Source organism: Serratia sp. CY82433, assembly GCF_052166535.1.
Lineage (GTDB): Bacteria > Pseudomonadota > Gammaproteobacteria > Enterobacterales > Enterobacteriaceae > Serratia > Serratia sarumanii.
In genome coordinates this window covers 1-17,854 of the sequence record NZ_JBJNOR010000010.1, presented here as the reverse complement: position 1 = coordinate 17,854, position 17,854 = coordinate 1, and the positions used below count along the sequence as shown (strand labels likewise).

The 17,854-nt window shown below is 60.1% G+C and carries 19 protein-coding genes and 1 riboswitch; of the genes, 9 read left to right on the top strand and 10 right to left on the bottom strand.

Annotation, left to right across the window (positions count from 1 at the left end; all coding sequences use genetic code 11):
• Positions 1–10 precede the first annotated feature (10 nt).
• From ACJ8PI_RS24265 to ACJ8PI_RS24255, 3 genes are read left to right on the top strand one after another with little or no spacing between them, the layout of a single operon-like run.
• A complete protein-coding gene (locus tag ACJ8PI_RS24265; RefSeq protein ID WP_033649989.1) occupies positions 11–457 on the top strand; it encodes a GNAT family N-acetyltransferase in 447 nt (148 codons plus the stop codon).
• Complete coding sequence (locus ACJ8PI_RS24260; protein WP_033655328.1) at positions 457–921, top strand: oxidoreductase; 465 nt, start codon at positions 457–459, stop codon at positions 919–921. The genes ACJ8PI_RS24265 and ACJ8PI_RS24260 overlap by 1 nt, the downstream gene beginning before the upstream one ends.
• A 1-nt stretch (position 922) precedes the next feature.
• Entirely contained in the window at positions 923–2,197 is a 1,275-nt protein-coding gene (locus tag ACJ8PI_RS24255) for a sensor histidine kinase (RefSeq protein WP_033636723.1), read from the top strand.
• On the opposite strand, the gene ACJ8PI_RS24250 is transcribed toward ACJ8PI_RS24255, so the two are convergent.
• The 8 genes from ACJ8PI_RS24250 to ACJ8PI_RS24215 all read right to left on the bottom strand — a co-directional run bounded on the left by ACJ8PI_RS24250 (position 2,183) and on the right by ACJ8PI_RS24215 (position 9,909).
• Complete coding sequence (locus tag ACJ8PI_RS24250) at positions 2,183–2,962, bottom strand: helix-turn-helix domain-containing protein (RefSeq protein WP_033636724.1); 780 nt, start codon at positions 2,960–2,962, stop codon at positions 2,183–2,185. The two genes, ACJ8PI_RS24255 and ACJ8PI_RS24250, sit on opposite strands and share 15 nt — an antisense overlap.
• A 737-nt stretch (positions 2,963–3,699) precedes the next feature.
• A complete protein-coding gene (gene thiH, locus ACJ8PI_RS24245) occupies positions 3,700–4,833 on the bottom strand; it encodes a 2-iminoacetate synthase ThiH (RefSeq protein WP_049195587.1) in 1,134 nt (377 codons plus the stop codon).
• Positions 4,833–5,612 carry a thiazole synthase gene (locus ACJ8PI_RS24240; protein WP_049234639.1) on the bottom strand — a complete coding sequence of 260 codons (780 nt, stop codon included), beginning with the start codon at positions 5,610–5,612 and terminating at the stop codon, positions 4,833–4,835. Before ACJ8PI_RS24240 ends, thiH begins: the two co-directional genes overlap by 1 nt.
• Position 5,613: 1 nt before the next feature.
• Positions 5,614–5,814: a sulfur carrier protein ThiS gene (gene thiS, locus ACJ8PI_RS24235; protein ID WP_016929423.1), complete on the bottom strand. Its 201-nt coding sequence runs from the start codon at positions 5,812–5,814 to the stop codon at positions 5,614–5,616.
• A complete protein-coding gene (locus ACJ8PI_RS24230) occupies positions 5,811–6,560 on the bottom strand; it encodes a HesA/MoeB/ThiF family protein (protein WP_041037142.1) in 750 nt (249 codons plus the stop codon). The genes thiS and ACJ8PI_RS24230 overlap by 4 nt, the downstream gene beginning before the upstream one ends.
• Positions 6,553–7,203, bottom strand: coding sequence for a thiamine phosphate synthase (thiE, locus tag ACJ8PI_RS24225; protein WP_033655322.1), 651 nt, complete (start codon positions 7,201–7,203; stop codon positions 6,553–6,555). The genes ACJ8PI_RS24230 and thiE overlap by 8 nt, the downstream gene beginning before the upstream one ends.
• Entirely contained in the window at positions 7,196–9,139 is a 1,944-nt protein-coding gene (gene thiC, locus ACJ8PI_RS24220) for a phosphomethylpyrimidine synthase ThiC (protein WP_060439656.1), read from the bottom strand. Before thiC ends, thiE begins: the two co-directional genes overlap by 8 nt.
• Before the next feature lie 114 nt (positions 9,140–9,253).
• A riboswitch (TPP riboswitch) is annotated at positions 9,254–9,378 on the bottom strand.
• Between the two features lie 39 nt (positions 9,379–9,417).
• Positions 9,418–9,909, bottom strand: a complete 492-nt coding sequence (locus ACJ8PI_RS24215) for an Rsd/AlgQ family anti-sigma factor (protein WP_033636734.1) — start codon at positions 9,907–9,909, stop codon at positions 9,418–9,420.
• Between the two features lie 101 nt (positions 9,910–10,010).
• Here ACJ8PI_RS24215 and nudC point away from each other — a divergent pair, with 101 nt between their 5' ends.
• From nudC to ACJ8PI_RS24185, 6 genes are all read left to right on the top strand, one after another.
• Entirely contained in the window at positions 10,011–10,778 is a 768-nt protein-coding gene (gene nudC / locus ACJ8PI_RS24210) for an NAD(+) diphosphatase (RefSeq protein WP_033638644.1), read from the top strand.
• A gap of 38 nt (positions 10,779–10,816) precedes the next feature.
• A complete protein-coding gene (gene hemE, locus ACJ8PI_RS24205) occupies positions 10,817–11,881 on the top strand; it encodes a uroporphyrinogen decarboxylase (RefSeq protein WP_033636735.1) in 1,065 nt (354 codons plus the stop codon).
• Between the two features lie 9 nt (positions 11,882–11,890).
• Positions 11,891–12,577 carry a deoxyribonuclease V gene (gene nfi / locus ACJ8PI_RS24200; protein ID WP_161727360.1) on the top strand — a complete coding sequence of 229 codons (687 nt, stop codon included), beginning with the start codon at positions 11,891–11,893 and terminating at the stop codon, positions 12,575–12,577.
• 48 nt (positions 12,578–12,625) lie between these two features.
• Entirely contained in the window at positions 12,626–13,216 is a 591-nt protein-coding gene (locus ACJ8PI_RS24195) for a YjaG family protein (protein WP_025160203.1), read from the top strand.
• Between the two features lie 189 nt (positions 13,217–13,405).
• Positions 13,406–13,678 carry a nucleoid-associated protein HU-alpha gene (hupA, locus tag ACJ8PI_RS24190; protein ID WP_004929874.1) on the top strand — a complete coding sequence of 91 codons (273 nt, stop codon included), beginning with the start codon at positions 13,406–13,408 and terminating at the stop codon, positions 13,676–13,678.
• Positions 13,679–13,714: 36 nt separating this feature from the next.
• On the top strand, positions 13,715–14,386 hold the full coding sequence (locus ACJ8PI_RS24185; protein ID WP_077791454.1) for a DUF1481 domain-containing protein: 672 nt from the start codon (positions 13,715–13,717) through the stop codon (positions 14,384–14,386).
• A 49-nt stretch (positions 14,387–14,435) separates the two neighbouring features.
• On the opposite strand, the gene purD is transcribed toward ACJ8PI_RS24185, so the two are convergent.
• Both purD and purH read right to left on the bottom strand, forming a co-directional pair.
• Positions 14,436–15,719 (bottom strand): phosphoribosylamine--glycine ligase, encoded by a 1,284-nt coding sequence (purD, locus tag ACJ8PI_RS24180; protein WP_164134902.1) that lies wholly within the window; start codon positions 15,717–15,719, stop codon positions 14,436–14,438.
• A 48-nt stretch (positions 15,720–15,767) separates the two neighbouring features.
• Positions 15,768–17,357, bottom strand: a complete 1,590-nt coding sequence (gene purH / locus ACJ8PI_RS24175; protein WP_126193123.1) for a bifunctional phosphoribosylaminoimidazolecarboxamide formyltransferase/IMP cyclohydrolase — start codon at positions 17,355–17,357, stop codon at positions 15,768–15,770.
• Positions 17,358–17,854: the final 497 nt, after the last annotated feature.

The window sequence follows — 17,854 nt, the reverse complement described above, 5'->3', positions numbered from 1 at the left end:
CAGTGCGAACATGGACAGCCTCATTACCTTCGAAAAATTGACGGCGCAACACCTGCCTTACCTGTATGAGATCCGCTTTTCCGTTGAGGAAAACCTGCTGCATCCGCATCAGATCCAGTATCTGCAGCGCAAACAGGCGCTGGAGGACATCAACCAGGGCGGCGGCTGGATCTGCAAGCATGGCGACGACTATGCCGGCGTTGGCTTCGGGCTATTCATCCCTGAACCGCTGATCGGCGGCCTGTTCGTGAAGCCGGAATACCAGTCGAAGGGGATCGGCTCCGCCTTGCTGGCACGGATCACTCACTGGATGTTTGAACACGGCGCCGAAGCGATCCACTTAACCACCGATCCCGGCTCCAAAGCCGAAGGCTTTTATCAACATCACGGCTGGGCCGTGGTCGGGCAGGATGAATTCGGCCAGGTCGAACTGGTGAAACGCCAAGAGGGTGACTGATGAAAATCAACGGATTGATGACGTTACTGCTGCTTTCGCTGTTCAGCGCGCCGCTGTATGCGGCCGTTGACTACTTTTACCTGAAGCCGCTCGACGGCGAGAAGATCAAGATAACCCGGCAGATGCTGGAGGCGATGCCGTCGCACACGATTAAAACCTCGACCAATTTCACCCCGGAAGATACGTTCACCGGCGTTGAGCTTGCGGAGCTGGTGAAAGCCTATCATCTGAAAGGCCAGTCGGTGCGCGCTTTCGCCTGGGATGATTACTCCTATTCGATGCCGATTGACGAGATGACTAAATACCGCGTGATCGTCGCCTATCAGCGCGGCGGCAAGCCGATCGACGTGGGGGAACTGGGGCCGTTCGCCATTATTTATCCGCGCGATAGCTACGCCGAGCTGAATAACCTGGATGTGAACGCGAAAACCGTCTGGCAAGTTAAACGGTTGGAGCTGAAATAAGATGAGCAAAAAACTGATCGGTACTCTTATCGCGTTGGTTGCCATCTTCTCCTTATTGATTTTGTTGATTGCCATTAACTTCGGCGGCGTAAAAGAACGCTATAAGCAGATCGAGCCCAATCTGGACAACTACTCGGTGGCCGAGATCCTCTTTCTGGCGTTTGAAAGAACCAAAACCGCGCTGCTGCTCAGTGAAAACAACGACTACGACGCCTTCCAGATCAAAAAGAAAATCTTCTACTCGAAGATTCAGATCCTGGAGAGCCGTTCTACCTTCAGCGACTCTTTTTATTACGACGACGAGTTCATCAAGAATGTTGCGCTGCTGAAGCAGCAGTACCGCACGTTGGACGATCTCTCCGCCGGCTTGCTGGTGGGGCAGAAAAACAAGGCGGACATTCTCTCTTATATGGATGATATCGAGGGCACGCTGGTCGATATCCAGGAAATTATTTATCGGATACAGATTAAAAACTTTACCGAAGTGAAAGGCATCATCCAGGAGAATTCGAGTAAAGCCGAGATGTTCGCCCTCTTTTCGTTGATTTTGGTGTTTCTGATGATGTTCCTGGTGCTGAGAAATGCCTTCTCGTTAAAAGAGATCATCAAGAACAAGAACATCTTTATCTCTTCCATCTACCACGAGATCGCCGGCTCGACTCAGGCCATCGTCATTGCCGCGGATATCATGGAGCACGAGCTGGCGCAGGAAGAGTTGAAAAAAGAAGCCCGCCTGATCTCCTATCACGGCAATAAGATCGCCGAACAAACGCGCGAGGTGATGGATTATTCGCGGCTTGAGATGGGGGAAGTCAAAATCAATATTTCCACCTTCCGGCTGAATGAGGTGGTGGACGATGCCGTAACCGGCATCGGCGCCGGGCGCGGCAATCGCCTCGTGATTCACCGTTCGTCTTATGCCGGCCTGATTGGTTCTGATAAATACAAGCTCTACCGAATATTGGCCAACCTGCTCAGCAACGCGGACAAATTTACCCACCGCGGCGCGATAACCCTTAACGTGAAGGTATGTCACGGCAATCTGTATTTGCGAGTAAAAGACACCGGCATCGGGTTTAACGTCAAAAATCTGGATCGGTTGTATAAGGCGTTCAATCAGGGGGTGGAAAGGGAAACGCGGCAGGGGTTGGGGCTGGGGCTGACCATTATCAAAAATTACGTCACGACGATGAAAGGTACCATTAAAGCCAAATCCGTCGAAGGGGTGGGCTCATCGTTTTTGATCCGCATCCCGGTCAAACTAATTAAAGAATAGGTTCGACAGCAGCAGCGAGGAGATAATCAGCGGCTTGGTCGGTTTTTCCACCAGATGTACGTCATAGTGCAGGATCATATCGCCGATGTTTTTCTCGTAGTGATTCAGCTGGCCGGTCAGAATGATGATGCGGGCGTGCGGATCGAGGGCGTCTTTAATTTTCTTCACGACGCGTTCGGAGGTCTCGCCGAAATCCAACAGCCAGTCCAGAATAAACGCCTCAAAGGACTGCTGTTCCAGCGCGGCCAGCATGGCGTCCGCCGTCTGAAAGGTCTCAGTCTCGATGCCGTATCGGCTGGCGATCTTCTTCAACAGTTCGAGAATATCCCCATCATTGTCCAGGATCGCGATACGCGGGGCCGGCAGAAAGTCTATCTTGTTGACTTTGTACAGCGGAGCCTCGGCGGCATGTTCCCGATTGGTGTTGATGATGAAAAGATCGTCTTTTTTGCAGGCGTAGGTTTCGTCGTTGTCCGCTTGCGTGACCGGGCGCTCGTCAACCTCAATATTGCAGCGCTTGTGAATGCTGTTCATGATAAAGACGGCGTTATGCGTCCTTTGGCCGGCAAACGGCTCGTTGAAGTACTGAAATACCTTTTTGACTTCATCGAGGGTGATGCCTCTTTTGCCATCCAGCTTCTGTTTGGCGCTGTTGTACTGAAGGTTCAGTATGTTGGCCATCGTGGAGGCATGCTTTCTGTCGCCAACTCCTTTCAGAGTGAGCAACGCGCTGATTGCATCGATGTAATTTGGCGTTTTCTTCATGACAACCTTGGCTTTTTTTGATGTTGACCGCGAGCGCTGAAAAACCTGCGCGAGGACCCGTGCTGGATTATAGATGATGACTGGGGGTTGCAGCGATATCAGTTTGATTTTGCTTGTCAAACTCAAAATACACTCGATGCTAAATAAAAAAACACTCAAAAGACATTCACATTTAATCGTTTGTATGGTTAATTAGCGCACATACTGTGTGATTCGCGTCCTGGGGGGGTGCCAGTCTCACAAAATAAACCGCCTGCTCTTGTCCGTAAGCAGGGAGCAGGCGGCAAAAAGATCCGCGGCCAACACCAGGGCCAATGGCAGCACCGGGGATGACCACTCGAATCTCTCTTCGTCGCTGTACCTTCTTATCCTCGTTCCCACTTTTCTGCCGCCACAGCGCTCTATGAGTATCACTCCTGAGTGAGTGCCGCACATCGTTATGCCATCTTTCTGACTGCCCATTAGCCGACAAGGCAATCTGCCCGTACGCCCTTACCGGCCGCGATACGCCATATGCGCGTTGCCGCGGACGAGGGCCCGGCGTCGCGCAAGAGAAGCTCCGGCGCGATCCGGGATGGGATAAGGCGGGGCCATCGAGAGGGTGACGGCCCCGGCCGACGCCGGGTTTGGCGGTCGGCAAGGTCACTATAGCCGGGGAGGTAACCGGCGCCAGCGCCGGCGTTCGGCATTGCGCGGCCGCTCCAGCGTTTTCTTCACGCGGCGGTAAACGTTGCCGCTTATTGCGTGCTGCGTCCCAGATAACCGTCCCAGTCTTTCCACACCGGCTGCAGCCCGGCGTTACTGATGGCCTCGGCGACCTGCTGTGGCGTGCGGCCGTCGTGCGGCTCGAACTGTTCCAACTCCGGCGGCACGTCGTCGGCATAGCCGCCGGGCTGCGTCTTGGATCCGGCGCTGACGCTGTTGATCGCCACCGGGATCATGTGATCGCGGAAGTACGGCGATTCACGCGTAGACAGCGACAGCTCAACGTCCGGCGCGAACAGCCGGAAGGCGCAGATCAGCTGCACTAACTGAGGCTCGCTCATGATCGACGCCGGCTCAATGCCGCCGGCGCAGGGGCGCAGACGCGGGAACGAGATCGAGTAGCGGCTCTGCCAGTAGGTTTGCTGCAGGTAGAACAGATGTTCCGCCAGCAGGTAGCAGTCGGTGCGCCAGCTGTTGGACAGGCCGATCAACGCACCGAGGCCGATCTTGTCGATCCCGGCGCGCCCCAGGCGATCCGGCGTGGCCAGGCGCCAATGAAAATCCTGCTTCTGCCCGCGCAGATGGTGCTGCAGATAGGTGGCCGGATGGTAGGTTTCCTGATACACCAGCACGCCGTCCAGGCCCAGCGCTTTCAGTTCGGCGTACTCGTCCTGCGCCAGCGGCTGCACTTCCATCATCAGCGAGCTGAAGTGGCGGCGGATCGCCGGAATGTGCTGACGGAAATAGTCCATGCCAACCTTGCTCTGATGTTCGCCGGTGACCAGCAACAGGTGCTCGAACCCCAGCGCCTTGATGGCTTCGCACTCGCGTGCGATCTCCGCCGCGTCCAGCGTTTTGCGCTTGATGCGGTTGCTCATCGAAAAGCCGCAATAGGTGCAGTCGTTGGCGCACAGGTTAGAAAGATACAGCGGCACATAGAAGCTGACGACGTTGCCGAAGCGCTGACGGGTCAGCTGCTGCGCGCGCTGCGCCAGCGGTTCCAGATACGGCGCGGCGGCGGGGGAGATCAGCGCCATAAAGTCGTCGCGCGTCAGCTTGTCGGCGTTCAACGCGCGTTCCACGTCGCGTGCGGTTTTGCCGTTGATGCGCAGCGTAATGTCGTCCCAATCCAACTGTTGCCAGCGGCTACTGAAATCGTCGCCCATCACTGCGCCTCCTCTGGTTGGCTGAGGAAGGCGGTCAGCGGGCTGGAGGAGGCCGCACCGCGCTGGCTGGCACCCAATCCGGCGCTGCGCGCCAGCTCGCCGGCCTCCAGCGCCAGGCGAAACGCCCGTGCCATTTGCACCGGGTCGCGCGCCACGGCGATGGCGGTATTCACCAGCACCGCGTCGGCGCCCAGCTCCATCGCTTCCAGCGCGTGGCTCGGCGCGCCGATGCCGGCGTCGACCACCACCGGCACCTTGGCCTGCTCGATGATGATCTCGAGGAAGTCACGGGTGCGCAGACCGCGGTTGGAGCCGATAGGGGCGCCGAGCGGCATCACCGCCGCGCAACCCACCTCTTCCAGCCGTTTGCACAGCACCGGATCGGCGCCGCAGTAGGGCAGCACCACAAAACCGTCTTTCACCAGCGTTTCCGCCGCCTTCAACGTTTCTATCGGATCCGGCAGCAGGTATTTCACATCGGGATGGATCTCCAGCTTCACCCAGTGGGTGCCGAGCGCTTCGCGCGCCAGCCGGGCGGCGAACACCGCTTCGGCGGCCGTTTTGGCGCCGGAGGTGTTGGGCAATAGCCTTACGCCCAGCTGCTGCAGCGGCGCCAAAATGGCGTCGTTGCCGCCGCGCAGATCGACGCGCTTCATGGCCATGGTCACCAGCTGTGAGCCGGAGGCCGCCAGCGCCTCCAGCATCAACGCCGGGGTGGCGAACTTGCCGGTGCCGGTGAACAGGCGCGAGGTAAAAGTGGTATCGGCGATTTTCAGCATGTCAGCCTCCGGCGATCGCTTGAAACAGCAAAATGTCGTCACCGTCCTGCACCTGATGGTCGGCCCAGTCGGCGCGCGGGATAATGGTTTGGTTGATCGCCAGCGCAGTGCCCGGCTGGTGGCGTTCCAGCTGGGTCAGCAGGGCGGCGACGCTGAGCGGCTGCGCCAGCTCCAGCGGTTGGTCGTTCAGACGGATCTTCATGCCGCGCCTCCGCATACCGGGCAGGCGCGGGCCTGGCTCAGTTGCAGCGTGCTCCAGCTCTGCTGCTTGCCGTCGAACAGCCGCAGCTTGCCGTTGAGGGAGGAAGGCATACCGGCCAGCATCTTGATGGCTTCCAGCGCTTGCAGAGTGCCGATCACGCCCACCACCGGGCCGAGCACCCCGGCGGTGCGGCAGTTGCGCTGCGGCTCTTCCTGCTCCGGGTACAGGCAGGCGTAGCAGCCGTGCGCATAGGGCGGCTCGAGCACCAGCAGCTGGCCGCTGAAACCGACCGCGCTGCCGCTGATCAGCGGCTTGGCGGCGGCGATGCAGGCGGCATTGACCTCATGACGGGTCGCCATATTGTCGCAGCAGTCCAGCACCAGATCGGCGCGGGCGACCGCGTCGCGCAGCGCTTGCCCCTGCAGCCGCTGCGCCAGCGGGATGGATTCCACCAACGGGTTCAGCGCCTGCAGGTGGCGTTGCGCCAGCGCCGCCTTGCCGGTGGCGGTATCGGCGCTGCGGTAGAGGATTTGCCGCTGCAGGTTGGTGACATGCAGCTGGTCGTCGTCGGCCAGCAGCAGCGTACCGACGCCGGCGGCGGCCAGATACAGCGAAGCCGGGGAACCGAGCCCGCCCAAACCGACGATCAGCACCGTGGCGCGCTTGAGTTTCTCCTGGCCTTCCGGGCCGACGTCCTCCAGCAGCAGCTGGCGGCTGTAGCGCAGGAATTCCTGATCGTTAAGCATCGTTCGGATCCTCGCCTTCGATCAGCCGCAATAGCTCGGCCGTCGCCGCGCGCCAGTCCGGCGCCTGGGTGATGGCGCTGACCACCGCCACGCTGCCGACGCCGCACGCCAGCACTGCCGGTACGCGATCGATGCTGATCCCGCCGATCGCCACCGTCGGGTAATCCGCCAGGCCGGCGATATGGCGTTTCAACTCCGCCAGCCCCTGCGGCGCCGAAGGCATGTCTTTGGTCTGGGTAGGGAAGATGTGCCCCAGCGCGATGTAGGAAGGTTTCACCGCCAGCGCGCGCGCCAGCTCGGCGTCGTCATGGGTGGATACGCCCAGCCGCAGCCCGGCGCGGTGAATGGCCGCCAGATCGGTGGTATCGAGATCCTCCTGGCCCAGATGCACGCCGTAAGCGCCGTGCTTGATCGCCAGCCGCCAGTAGTCGTTGATGAACAGCCGCGCCTGATAACGCTGGCCCAGCGCGATGGCGGCGGCGATATCCGCTTCGACCTGCTCGTCAGGCAGATCCTTGATGCGCAGCTGGATGGTGGTGACGCCGGCCTCCAGCAGGCGAGCGATCCATTCCACGCTGTCGACGACCGGGTAAAGCCCCAGTTTGTGGGGCGTAGCCGGGAAGGGGGTCGTGATATCAGTCATTGCTTGTCTCCTCTTGCAGGGTGCCGGCGCTGTGATACAGCTCGCTGCCGCGGGCGCGGAACTCGGCGGACATTTTCTCCATGCCGGTCAGCTGCACTTCGATCGGCTTGGCGGCTTCCTGGGCGGCGGCGTAGTCGCGCACCTCCTGCGAAATTTTCATCGAGCAGAATTTCGGCCCGCACATCGAGCAGAAGTGGGCGACCTTGCCGGACTCCTGCGGCAGGGTTTCGTCGTGATAGGCGCGGGCGGTGGCCGGATCGAGCGCCAGATTGAACTGATCTTCCCAGCGGAATTCGAAACGCGCCTTGGACATGGCGTTATCGCGGATCTGCGCACCCGGATGGCCTTTGGCCAGATCGGCGGCGTGAGCGGCGATCTTGTAGGTGATCAGGCCCTGCTTGACGTCCTCTTTGTTCGGCAGGCCGAGGTGTTCTTTCGGCGTGACGTAACACAACATGGCGCAGCCGAACCAGCCGATCATTGCCGCGCCGATGCCGGAGGTGAAATGGTCATAGCCCGGGGCGATATCGGTGGTCAGCGGGCCGAGGGTGTAGAACGGCGCTTCGTGGCAGTGTTCCAGCTCTTCGGTCATGTTGCGGCGGATCATCTGCATCGGCACGTGGCCCGGGCCTTCGATCATCACCTGCACGTCGTATTCCCAGGCGATTTTGGTCAGCTCGCCCAGCGTATGCAGCTCGGCGAACTGGGCTTCGTCGTTGGCGTCCTGAATCGAGCCGGGGCGCAGGCCGTCGCCGAGCGACAGCGAAACGTCGTAGGCGGCGCAGATCTCACAGATTTCACGGAAATGCTGATAGAGGAAGTTTTCCTGATGGTGCGACAGACACCATTTGGCCATGATCGAGCCGCCGCGCGACACGATGCCGGTCAGGCGTTTGGCGGTCATTGGCACGTAGCGCAGCAGCACGCCGGCGTGGATGGTGAAGTAGTCGACCCCTTGCTCCGCCTGTTCCAGCAGCGTATCGCGGAACATCTCCCAGGTGAGGTTTTCCGCCACGCCGTTGACCTTCTCCAGCGCCTGGTAGATCGGCACGGTGCCGATGGGCACCGGGCTGTTGCGCAGGATCCACTCGCGGGTTTCGTGAATATAGCGGCCGGTAGAGAGATCCATCACGGTGTCCGCGCCCCAGCGGGTGGACCACACCAGCTTCTCCACCTCTTCTTCGATCGACGACGTGACCGCCGAGTTGCCGATATTGGCGTTCACCTTCACCAGGAAATTGCGGCCGATGATCATCGGCTCCGCCTCCGGGTGATTGATGTTGGCGGGAATGATGGCGCGGCCGGCGGCCACTTCATGGCGCACGAACTCCGGCGTGATGTTGTCCGGCAGGTTGGCGCCCCAGCTTTGGCCCGGGTGCTGGTGGCGCAGCACCTCGCCGCGAATGCGCTCGCGCCCCATGTTTTCACGGATGGCGATGAACTCCATCTCCGGGGTGACGATACCGGCGCGGGCATAGTGCAGCTGGGTCACACGCCTGCCCGGCAGCGCCTTGCGCGGCAGCGGCAGATGTTCGAAGCGCAGGTGATCCAGCCCCTCGTCCGCCAGCCGCTGTTGGGTGAAGCCGGAGCTGGCGCCGCTGAGGGTGGCGGTATCGCCGCGCGTGTCAATCCAGCCGGCGCGCAGTTTGGCGAGACCGGCGTGCACGTCGAGCTTGGCCTGCGGATCGCCGTACGGGCCGGCGGTGTCATACACCGGGATCGCCTCGTTGGGTTCATACTGCGGATTGTCTTTGCTGCCGCCGAGCAGGGTCGGGCTGAGCTGAATTTCGCGCATCGGCACCTGGATATCGCTGCGCGAGCCTTGCAGATAGATACGGCGTGAGTTCGGGAAAGCCATGCCTTGCAGGGTGTCGATAAACTGCTGGGCGGCTTCGCGTTGCGCTTTACGGGCGCGCGGTGGATTAACGTTAGACATAGCAAGTTCCTACCAGTGTGTTGGGTTGGGAAAGTTGCTTGTCTGGAGCTCGGAGGGAGTAATGATGGTGGCCGATAAGGCAGGGCGCCCGCAAGGGGAAGGCCGTGCCTGTGGCGATAGATTACTCTTGTTCCCTTCGCGGGTATTAACCCGATCAGGTTCCGCGGATCCCGAATTAACGGTCTCAGCCTGGCTGATTCGATGAACAAATCAGGCGCTAGGCACTCCGACAAGATGCCCCCCAGTATAGGAGGGATAAGAAAAAAAACTATAAAATTTTAACGCGCCGGATCCGGCTGCGGTTGCTGCGCGGCTTCCGCCTCCAGCAGGATCAGCTTATCTTCCAGCGCAAAGCGCGCCGCCAGCGTTTCGCCGATATCCGACAAGGCCTGGTGGAATTCCAGACAAACCTCCTGATCGATATCCACTTCGGTATAGCGATCGTGGAACGCCATGATCTGTTCGGTATTGGCCCACAGCTTGGGGTAGATGTTCACCGCCAGCGACATTTTCGGACTGGCTGCGCCTTCCACTTGTTTGATAATTCTGTCATAGATATGAAAATGCCCTGCGGAGAGGTAATCCACCAGGTTGTGGCAAAAGTTCTCCAGCGCTTTTTCATTCAGCGGCGTATGCTTTTCTTTATTCGGTTTGAGGCCTACCAGCGTGCAGTAGGCGACCAGCAACTGCTTGCGGGCCTGAAGCCATTGATCAACTAATTCATTACTACCGCCAACGCGCTGAGTCAGCCTTTCCAAACGGTTGAGCATGTTTGACTCCGTGTAAGTAATAAAAGTAACCGGTAAGTTATTAAAATGTAACAAAGCCGATTCGTAGAGTGCCAGTGAAGCTGAGGTTGTGCAACAACGATATGGAACTTGCATTAACGGGCAATGAAAACGGCTGGTGGATCGTCAGCCATGAAAGCAAACTTTGGTTACCGAACGGTGAATTGCCGTCGGGGACGGCCGCCACCCTCGGGCTGCAGGGCCGTATGGCGCGCACCATCGGTGAGTGGGCGGGGGCGCCGGTTTGGCTGGTGCGCCAGGCGATGCCGCGGGAGATGGGCTCGGTGCGTCAGCTGTTGGATCTGGATCGCGGTCTGTTTCAGCTTGCCGGGCGCGGCGTGCAGCTGGCGGATTTCTACCGTTCACATCGCTATTGCGGCTACTGCGGCCATGAGATGCACCTCAGCCGCAGCGAGAGCGCCTGCCTGTGTGGCCACTGCAAAGAGCGCTACTATCCGCAGATTGCACCCTGCGTGATCGTCGCCATTCGGCGCGAGGATCAGATCCTGCTGGCGCAACACGTGCGCCATCGCGGCGGTATCCACACGGTGCTGGCCGGCTTCGTCGAAGTGGGCGAAACGCTGGAGCAGGCGGTAGCGCGCGAAGTGATGGAAGAGAGCAATATCGAAATCAAGAACCTGCGCTACGTCACTTCACAACCCTGGCCGTTCCCGCACTCGCTGATGATGGCCTTTATGGCCGATTACCATCAGGGGGAAATTCGTCACGATCCCAAGGAGCTGCTCAACGCTGGCTGGTATCGCTACGACCAATTGCCGCTGTTGCCGCCGCCCGGCACCGTGGCGCGACGGTTGATTGAGGACACCGTGGCGCTGTGCCGGGCAGAATAATGTACAATGGCCGGCAGATTATTAAGGGAGCCCCATAAATGACTGAGTTGAAGAACGATCGCTACCTGCGCGCGCTGTTGCGCCAGCCGGTGGATGTGACCCCCGTATGGATGATGCGCCAGGCCGGTCGTTATTTACCGGAGTACAAGGCGACCCGCGCCCAGGCCGGTGATTTCATGTCGCTGTGCAAGAACGCGGAGCTGGCCTGCGAGGTCACGCTGCAGCCGCTGCGCCGCTATGCGCTGGACGCCGCCATCCTGTTCTCCGACATTCTCACCATTCCCGACGCCATGGGGCTCGGCCTGTACTTTGAAGCCGGCGAAGGCCCGCGTTTCAGCTCCCCTGTTACCTGCCGCGCCGACGTCGACAAGCTGCCGGTGTTCGATCCGGAAGTGGAGCTGGGCTATGTGATGAACGCGGTGCGCACCATTCGCCGCGAGCTGAAGGGCGAAGTGCCGCTGATCGGCTTCTCCGGCAGCCCGTGGACGCTGGCGACTTATATGGTCGAAGGCGGCAGCAGCAAAGCCTTCACCAAGCTGAAGAAGATGATGTATGCCGAACCGGCCACGCTGCATCTGTTGCTGGACAAGCTGGCGGACAGCGTGATCCTGTATCTCAATGCCCAGATCAAAGCCGGCGCGCAGTCGGTGATGGTGTTCGACACCTGGGGCGGCGTGCTGACCGGGCGCGACTACCGCGAGTTCTCTTTGCACTACATGCACAAGATCGTCGACGGGCTGCTGCGTGAAAACGACGGCCGCCGCGTGCCGGTGACGCTGTTCACCAAAGGTGGCGGGCAGTGGCTGGAGGCGATGGCCGCCACCGGCTGCGATGCGCTGGGGCTGGATTGGACTACCGACATCGCCGACGCGCGTCGGCGCGTCGGCGACAAAGTGGCGCTGCAGGGCAATATGGATCCGTCGATGCTGTATGCCTCTCCGGCGCGCATCGCGGAAGAAGTGGAGACCATTCTGGCCGGTTTCGGCCACGGCAACGGCCATGTGTTCAACCTGGGCCACGGCATCCATCAGGATGTGCCGCCGGAGCACGCCGGCGCCTTCGTCGAGGCGGTGCACGCGCACTCGGCGAAATACCACCGTTAAGGATTCGATGTGACCGATATGGCGGCCCTGCGCGCCGAACAGCTGCGGCGCGCGGCTGAAGTCATTCGCTACGACGATCTGCCGGCCGAACCGCCGGCCTTCATCGCCGGCGCCGACGTGGGCTTCGAGCAAGAAGGGGCGGTGACGCGCGCCGCCATCGCCATCCTGCGCTATCCGTCGCTGGAGCTGGTGGAGTATCAGGTGGCGCGCATCGCCACCGTCATGCCCTACATCCCGGGCTTCCTGTCGTTTCGCGAATACCCGGCGCTGTTGGCCGCCTGGGGGCAGCTGCAGCAGAAACCGGGGCTGATCTTCGTCGATGGGCATGGCATTTCGCATCCGCGGCGTCTCGGCGTCGCCAGCCATTTCGGCCTCCTGGTCGATGTGCCGACCATCGGCGTGGCCAAGAAGCGCCTGTGCGGCAAATTCGCGCCGCTGGAAGCCGCCGTCGGCGCGCTGGCGCCGCTGGAAGATAAGGGTGAACCGCTGGGCTGGGTGTGGCGCAGCAAGGCGCGTTGCAACCCGCTGTTCATCTCTACCGGCCATCGCGTGAGCGCCGACAGCGCGCTGGCGTGGGTGCAACGCTGCATGGCGGGCTACCGATTACCGGAGCCGACCCGCTGGGCCGACGCCATCGCGTCGCGCCGTCCGGCGTTTCAGCGTTGGTTGCAGCAGCATCCGGAGGTGTCGCCATGAGCGATTTCGGGTACACTGCGCCGCAGATAACGCGTAAGAGAGTAAAGCATGCTACGTAACCCGATTCATTTACGTCTTGAACGGCTCGAGGCCTGGCAACATTTGACCTTTATGGCCAGTTTGTGCGAGCGTATGTACCCGAATTACCAGATGTTCTGCAAACAGACCGAGTTCGGCGATCCGGCGGTTTATCGCCGCATTCTGGATTTGGTGTGGGAAACGCTGGTGGTGAAGGACGCCAAGGTCAACTTCGACAGCCAGCTCGAGAAGTTGGAAGAGGCGATTCCGTCGGCGGAAGATTACGATCTTTACGGCGTTTACCCGGCAATTGATGCCTGTATCGCATTAGGGGAACTGATCCATTCGCGGCTCGGCGGGGAGACGCTGGAGCACGCCATTGCCATCAGCGAAACATCGATTCGCACCGTGGCGATGTTGGAAATGACCCAAGCCGGTAAGGAAATGACCGACGAAGAGTTGGAAAGTTTGCCTGCGGTAGAGGAAGAATGGGACATTCAATGGGAAATTTTCCGCCTGTTGGACGCCTGTGAAGAGCGCGATATAGACCTGATCAAGGGGCTGCGATCCGACCTGCGAGAGGCCGGTGTCAGCAACATCGGGATAAATTTAGCGCAATAAGGCAACAAAACGTGATTTAACGCCTGATTTGTCATGCCTTAAGGCTTCACATCCGCACCCTGTCTGGTCTACATTTGGGGGGCGTAAAAAAAGTGGCTATCGGTGCGTGTATGCAGGAGAGTGCTGTCAATCGGCATATCCGTCGCACTCGATGCTTTGCAAACGATAAACACACTGTAAGGATAACTTATGAACAAGACTCAACTGATTGATGTAATCGCGGACAAGGCTGACCTTTCCAAAGCACAAGCTAAACTGGCTCTGGAATCCACCCTGGCTGCTATTACTGAGTCTCTGAAAGAAGGTGATGCAGTACAATTGGTTGGCTTCGGTACTTTCAAAGTAAACCATCGTAGCGAGCGCACTGGCCGCAACCCACAGACTGGCAAAGAAATCAAAATCGCAGCAGCCAACGTGCCTGCGTTCGTTTCTGGCAAAGCACTGAAAGACGCTGTTAAATAAGACCGCGCCTCGGTGAAAAGAATAAACAGGGGGGCGATGGCGCCCCTTTTGTTTGCTCGTCGGGCGCTCATGGCCGTTGGCATCGCCGTCGGCCTGAGTGCCTGCAGTTTCCATTCCGATATCCCCAGCTTTACCGCCAGCGGCTTCGTGGCCGATCAGGGTGTGATACGCCTGTGGCGTAAAGACGATGAGCAACATCGTCCGCAGGTGTTGGTCAGCGTCTACAGCCCTTACCGTGGTCCGGGTACCATCACCACGCTGTACACCTATCAGGGCGACGTGCTGCGCCAAATCAAACGCAACGACGCCGACGGCGATCGAGATTCCATTCAGCTGCGCTTTGCCGACGACGGCACGGTGAGCTTTATGCAGCGCCAGCTGGCGACACGCCGCGAACCGCTGACCAGCGATGAAATCGCTCTGTACCAATATCAGGCGCGGCGGATCCTTGAAGTGAGCAATGCGCTGCGCGCCGGCAAGGTGAAATTGCTGCAGGGGCACTGGATGCAGGGCGAGGTGCAAACCTGCGACGGCCAACGCATGAAACCGGGGCTGGATGCCGCCTCCATCGTTTGGATCGAGAAACGCGCCCGCAGCAGTAGCCGGCCGGTGAGCGTCGCCTGGCTGGAAGCGCCCGAAGGCAGCGAACTGCTGCTGGTGGCGAACGACGACTTCTGCAGCTGGGAACCGAAAGAAGACCAGCTGTAAAAAAGGCCCCGCGCTGCGGAGCCTCCCATCATGACCTTAGACGGCCAAATCACTTGCCGCGCGCAATCGCGCGATAACCGATATCTTTGCGGCAGAAGCTGCCCGGCCATTGAATGCCTTCCGCCAGCTGGTAGGCGCGTTGCTGCGCCTGCGCCACGGTGTCACCCAGCGCCGTTACGCACAGCACGCGGCCGCCGCTGGTGACGACATCATCGCCCTGCAGGCGTGTACCGGCGTGGAAGACCTTGCCGTCGGCGTTTTCCTGCTGCGGCAATCCCTGGATCACTTCGCCGTTGCGATAGTCCCCCGGATAACCGCCGGCCGCCAGCACCACGCCGAGCGCAGGGCGTTCGTCCCAGTCGGAGCTTTTCTCGTTCAGGCGGCCTTCGGCACCCGCCAGGCACAGCTCCACCAGATCGGAGCGCAGGCGCAGCATGATCGGCTGGGTTTCGGGATCGCCAAAACGACAGTTGAATTCGATCACCTTCGGCTGGCCATCGGCGGCGATCATCAGGCCGGCGTACAGGAAGCCGACGTAGGTGTTGCCTTCCGCCGCCATGCCGCGCACCGTCGGCCAGATCACCTGATCCATAGCGCGCCGGTGGATTTCGTCGGTCACGACCGGCGCCGGGGAGTAAGCCCCCATGCCGCCGGTGTTCGGGCCGGTGTCGCCGTCGCCGACGCGTTTGTGGTCCTGGCTGGTGGCCATTGGCACCACGTTCTCGCCGTCGACCATCACGATGAAGCTGGCTTCTTCGCCGTCGAGGAACTCTTCCACCACGATGCGATGACCGGCGTCGCCGAAGGCATTGCCGGCCAGCATGTCTCGCACCGCCTCTTCCGCTTCCTGCAGCGTCATCGCGACGATCACGCCTTTACCGGCCGCCAGGCCATCGGCCTTGATGACGATCGGTGCACCTTTGCGGCGCACATAGGCCAGCGCCGGCTCCACGTCGGTAAAGTTTTCATATTCGGCGGTCGGGATGCGGTGGCGCGCCAGGAAATCTTTGGTGAAGGCTTTGGAGCCTTCGAGCTGCGCGGCGGCCTGCGACGGGCCGAAGATTTTCAAACCGGCGGCCTGGAAGGCATCGACCACGCCGATCACCAGCGGCGCTTCCGGCCCGACGATGGTCAGACCGATGTCATGGCTCTGGGCGAAAGCGACCAGGGCAGGGATGTCGGTGGCGGCGATCGCCACGTTTTCCAGATTGGCTTCCAGCGCGGTGCCGGCATTGCCCGGCGCAACGTAGACTTTGTCCGCCAGCGGAGACTGGGCGGCTTTCCAGGCCAGCGCGTGCTCGCGCCCGCCATTGCCGATAATCAAAATGTTCATCAGGGGCTCCACGAATGGCGTGCGCCGAAGCGCACGCGGCAAAAGGAATTAATGGCGGAAGTGACGCATGTCGGTAAAGATCATGGCGATGCCGTGTTCGTTGGCGGCGGCGATCACTTCGTCGTCGCGGATAGAGCCGCCCGGCTGGATCACGCAGGTGATGCCGACCGCCGCCGCGGCATCGATGCCGTCGCGGAACGGGAAGAAGGCGTCGGAGGCCATGGCGGATCCTTTCACTTCCAGCCCTTCATCGCCCGCTTTGATGCCGGCGATCTTGGCGGAGTAAACGCGGCTCATCTGGCCGGCGCCTATGCCGATGGTCATGTTGTCACGTGCATAGACGATGGCGTTGGATTTCACGAACTTGGCCACTTTCCAGCAGAACAGCGCGTCGCGCAGTTCCTGTTCGGTCGGCTGACGCTCGGATACCACACGCAGATCGGCGGCGGTTACCATGCCCAGATCGCGATCCTGCACCAGCAGGCCGCCGTTGACGCGCTTGAAGTCCAGCCCCGCCACGCGTTGCTGCCACTGGCCGCAGGCCAGCACGCGCACGTTCTGCTTGGCGGCCAGCAGGGAGCGCGCTTCCTGGGTGACGTTTGGCGCGATGATCACTTCCACGAACTGGCGGCTGATGATCGCCTGCGCGGTGGCGGCATCCAGCTCGCGGTTAAAGGCGATGATGCCGCCAAAGGCGGAGGTCGGGTCGGTTTGGTAAGCGCGCTCGTAGGCGGCCAGGATGTCGTCGCCGATCGCCACGCCGCAAGGGTTGGCGTGTTTGACGATCACGCAGGCCGGCTCGGCGAACTCTTTCACGCATTCCAGCGCGGCGTCGGTATCGGCGATGTTGTTATAAGACAGCGCCTTGCCCTGCAGCTGCTCGGCGGTCGCGACGGACGCTTCCTTTACCTCTTCTTCTATATAGAAGGCGGCCTGCTGGTGGCTGTTCTCACCGTAGCGCATATCCTGCTTCTTGATGTAGTTGAGGTTCAGGGTGCGCGGGAAGCGGCCGGACGGCTGCTCGGTCTCGCCGTGGTACGCCGGCACCAGCGCGCCGAAGTAGTTGGCGATCATGCTGTCGTAGGCGGCGGTGTGCTCGAAGGCCTTGATGGCGAGATCGAAGCGGGTGGCATAGCGCAGCGAGCCGTCGTTGTTGTCCATCTCGGTAATGATGGCGGCGTAGTCGCTGCTCTTCACCACGATGGCGACGTCTTTATGGTTCTTGGCGGCGGAGCGCACCATGGTCGGGCCGCCGATATCGATATTCTCGACCGCGTCTTCCAGCGAGCAATCCGGGCGCGCCACGGTTTGGGCGAACGGGTACAGATTGACGACCACCATGTCGATAGGCTTGATGTCATGCTGAGTCATGACGGCGTCGTCCTGCCCGCGGCGGCCGAGAATACCGCCGTGAACTTTCGGGTGCAGGGTCTTTACTCGTCCGTCCATCATCTCCGGGAAGCCGGTGTAGTCGGAAACTTCGGTAACGGGCAGACCGGCGTCTGCCAGCAGGCGAGCGGTACCGCCGGTGGAGAGCAGTTCAACGCCGCGCTGGGAAAGCGCTTCGGCGAATTCAACGATACCGGCTTTGTCAGACACGCTGAGCAGGGCCCGGCGGATTGGACGAGGTTGTTGCATGGTTTTATCCCTTGGCTTTGAGTCGCAATTAAAGAGCGTTACGTGAATGTCCACCTCGTTCTCTCTATAAGGAAAGGTTTTTGCCTTATAAAGGGAGGGGCAGGCGCATATTCAGGTAACGCCCCCATAAAAAGGGGGATCGTTTCGTCGCGGGGAATTGTAGCGAAAACGTTTGCGTGGCGCTCGTAAATTTTCCGTGCAAATCGCATCTGTGGATAACACTGTGTGCAAGTGGGTATAAGGCGGGGTTTTGCTGTGGAATGCAGCGAACGATCGTTTTTGCGGAAAATACCTGTTGCGGCCTGCGAGGAACTCCCTATAATGCGCCTCCATCGACACGGAACATGTGAACAACTTCACAGAGTATCCGGGGGTCGCAGAGAAAAAATCCTGAAAATTAGGGTTGACTCTGAAAGAGGAAAGCGTAATATACGCCACCTCGAGTTAGCAAGCGAAAGCGCCTAACTCACTGCTCTTTAACAATTTATCAGACAATC

Bases quoted from the DNA above. Each gene is read 5' to 3' on its own strand.
- ACJ8PI_RS24255 (WP_033636723.1), top strand. From the start codon at position 923: ATGAGCAAAAAACTGATCGGTACTCTTATCGCGTTGGTTGCCATCTTC.
- ACJ8PI_RS24185 (WP_077791454.1), top strand. From the start codon at position 13,715: ATGGCGCCCCTTTTGTTTGCTCGTCGGGCGCTCATGGCCGTTGGCATC.
- thiH (WP_049195587.1), bottom strand. From the start codon at position 4,833: ATGGGCGACGATTTCAGTAGCCGCTGGCAACAGTTGGATTGGGACGAC.
- thiS (WP_016929423.1), bottom strand. From the start codon at position 5,814: ATGAAGATCCGTCTGAACGACCAACCGCTGGAGCTGGCGCAGCCGCTC.
- ACJ8PI_RS24230 (WP_041037142.1), bottom strand. From the start codon at position 6,560: ATGCTTAACGATCAGGAATTCCTGCGCTACAGCCGCCAGCTGCTGCTG.
- purD (WP_164134902.1), bottom strand. From the start codon at position 15,719: ATGAACATTTTGATTATCGGCAATGGCGGGCGCGAGCACGCGCTGGCC.
- thiC (WP_060439656.1), bottom strand. From the start codon at position 9,139: ATGTCTAACGTTAATCCACCGCGCGCCCGTAAAGCGCAACGCGAAGCC.
- purH (WP_126193123.1), bottom strand. From the start codon at position 17,357: ATGCAACAACCTCGTCCAATCCGCCGGGCCCTGCTCAGCGTGTCTGAC.
- hupA (WP_004929874.1), top strand. From the start codon at position 13,406: ATGAACAAGACTCAACTGATTGATGTAATCGCGGACAAGGCTGACCTT.
- ACJ8PI_RS24260 (WP_033655328.1), top strand. From the start codon at position 457: ATGAAAATCAACGGATTGATGACGTTACTGCTGCTTTCGCTGTTCAGC.
- ACJ8PI_RS24195 (WP_025160203.1), top strand. From the start codon at position 12,626: ATGCTACGTAACCCGATTCATTTACGTCTTGAACGGCTCGAGGCCTGG.
- hemE (WP_033636735.1), top strand. From the start codon at position 10,817: ATGACTGAGTTGAAGAACGATCGCTACCTGCGCGCGCTGTTGCGCCAG.
- thiE (WP_033655322.1), bottom strand. From the start codon at position 7,203: ATGACTGATATCACGACCCCCTTCCCGGCTACGCCCCACAAACTGGGG.
- ACJ8PI_RS24250 (WP_033636724.1), bottom strand. From the start codon at position 2,962: ATGAAGAAAACGCCAAATTACATCGATGCAATCAGCGCGTTGCTCACT.
- ACJ8PI_RS24240 (WP_049234639.1), bottom strand. From the start codon at position 5,612: ATGCTGAAAATCGCCGATACCACTTTTACCTCGCGCCTGTTCACCGGC.
- nudC (WP_033638644.1), top strand. From the start codon at position 10,011: ATGGAACTTGCATTAACGGGCAATGAAAACGGCTGGTGGATCGTCAGC.
- ACJ8PI_RS24215 (WP_033636734.1), bottom strand. From the start codon at position 9,909: ATGCTCAACCGTTTGGAAAGGCTGACTCAGCGCGTTGGCGGTAGTAAT.
- ACJ8PI_RS24265 (WP_033649989.1), top strand. From the start codon at position 11: ATGGACAGCCTCATTACCTTCGAAAAATTGACGGCGCAACACCTGCCT.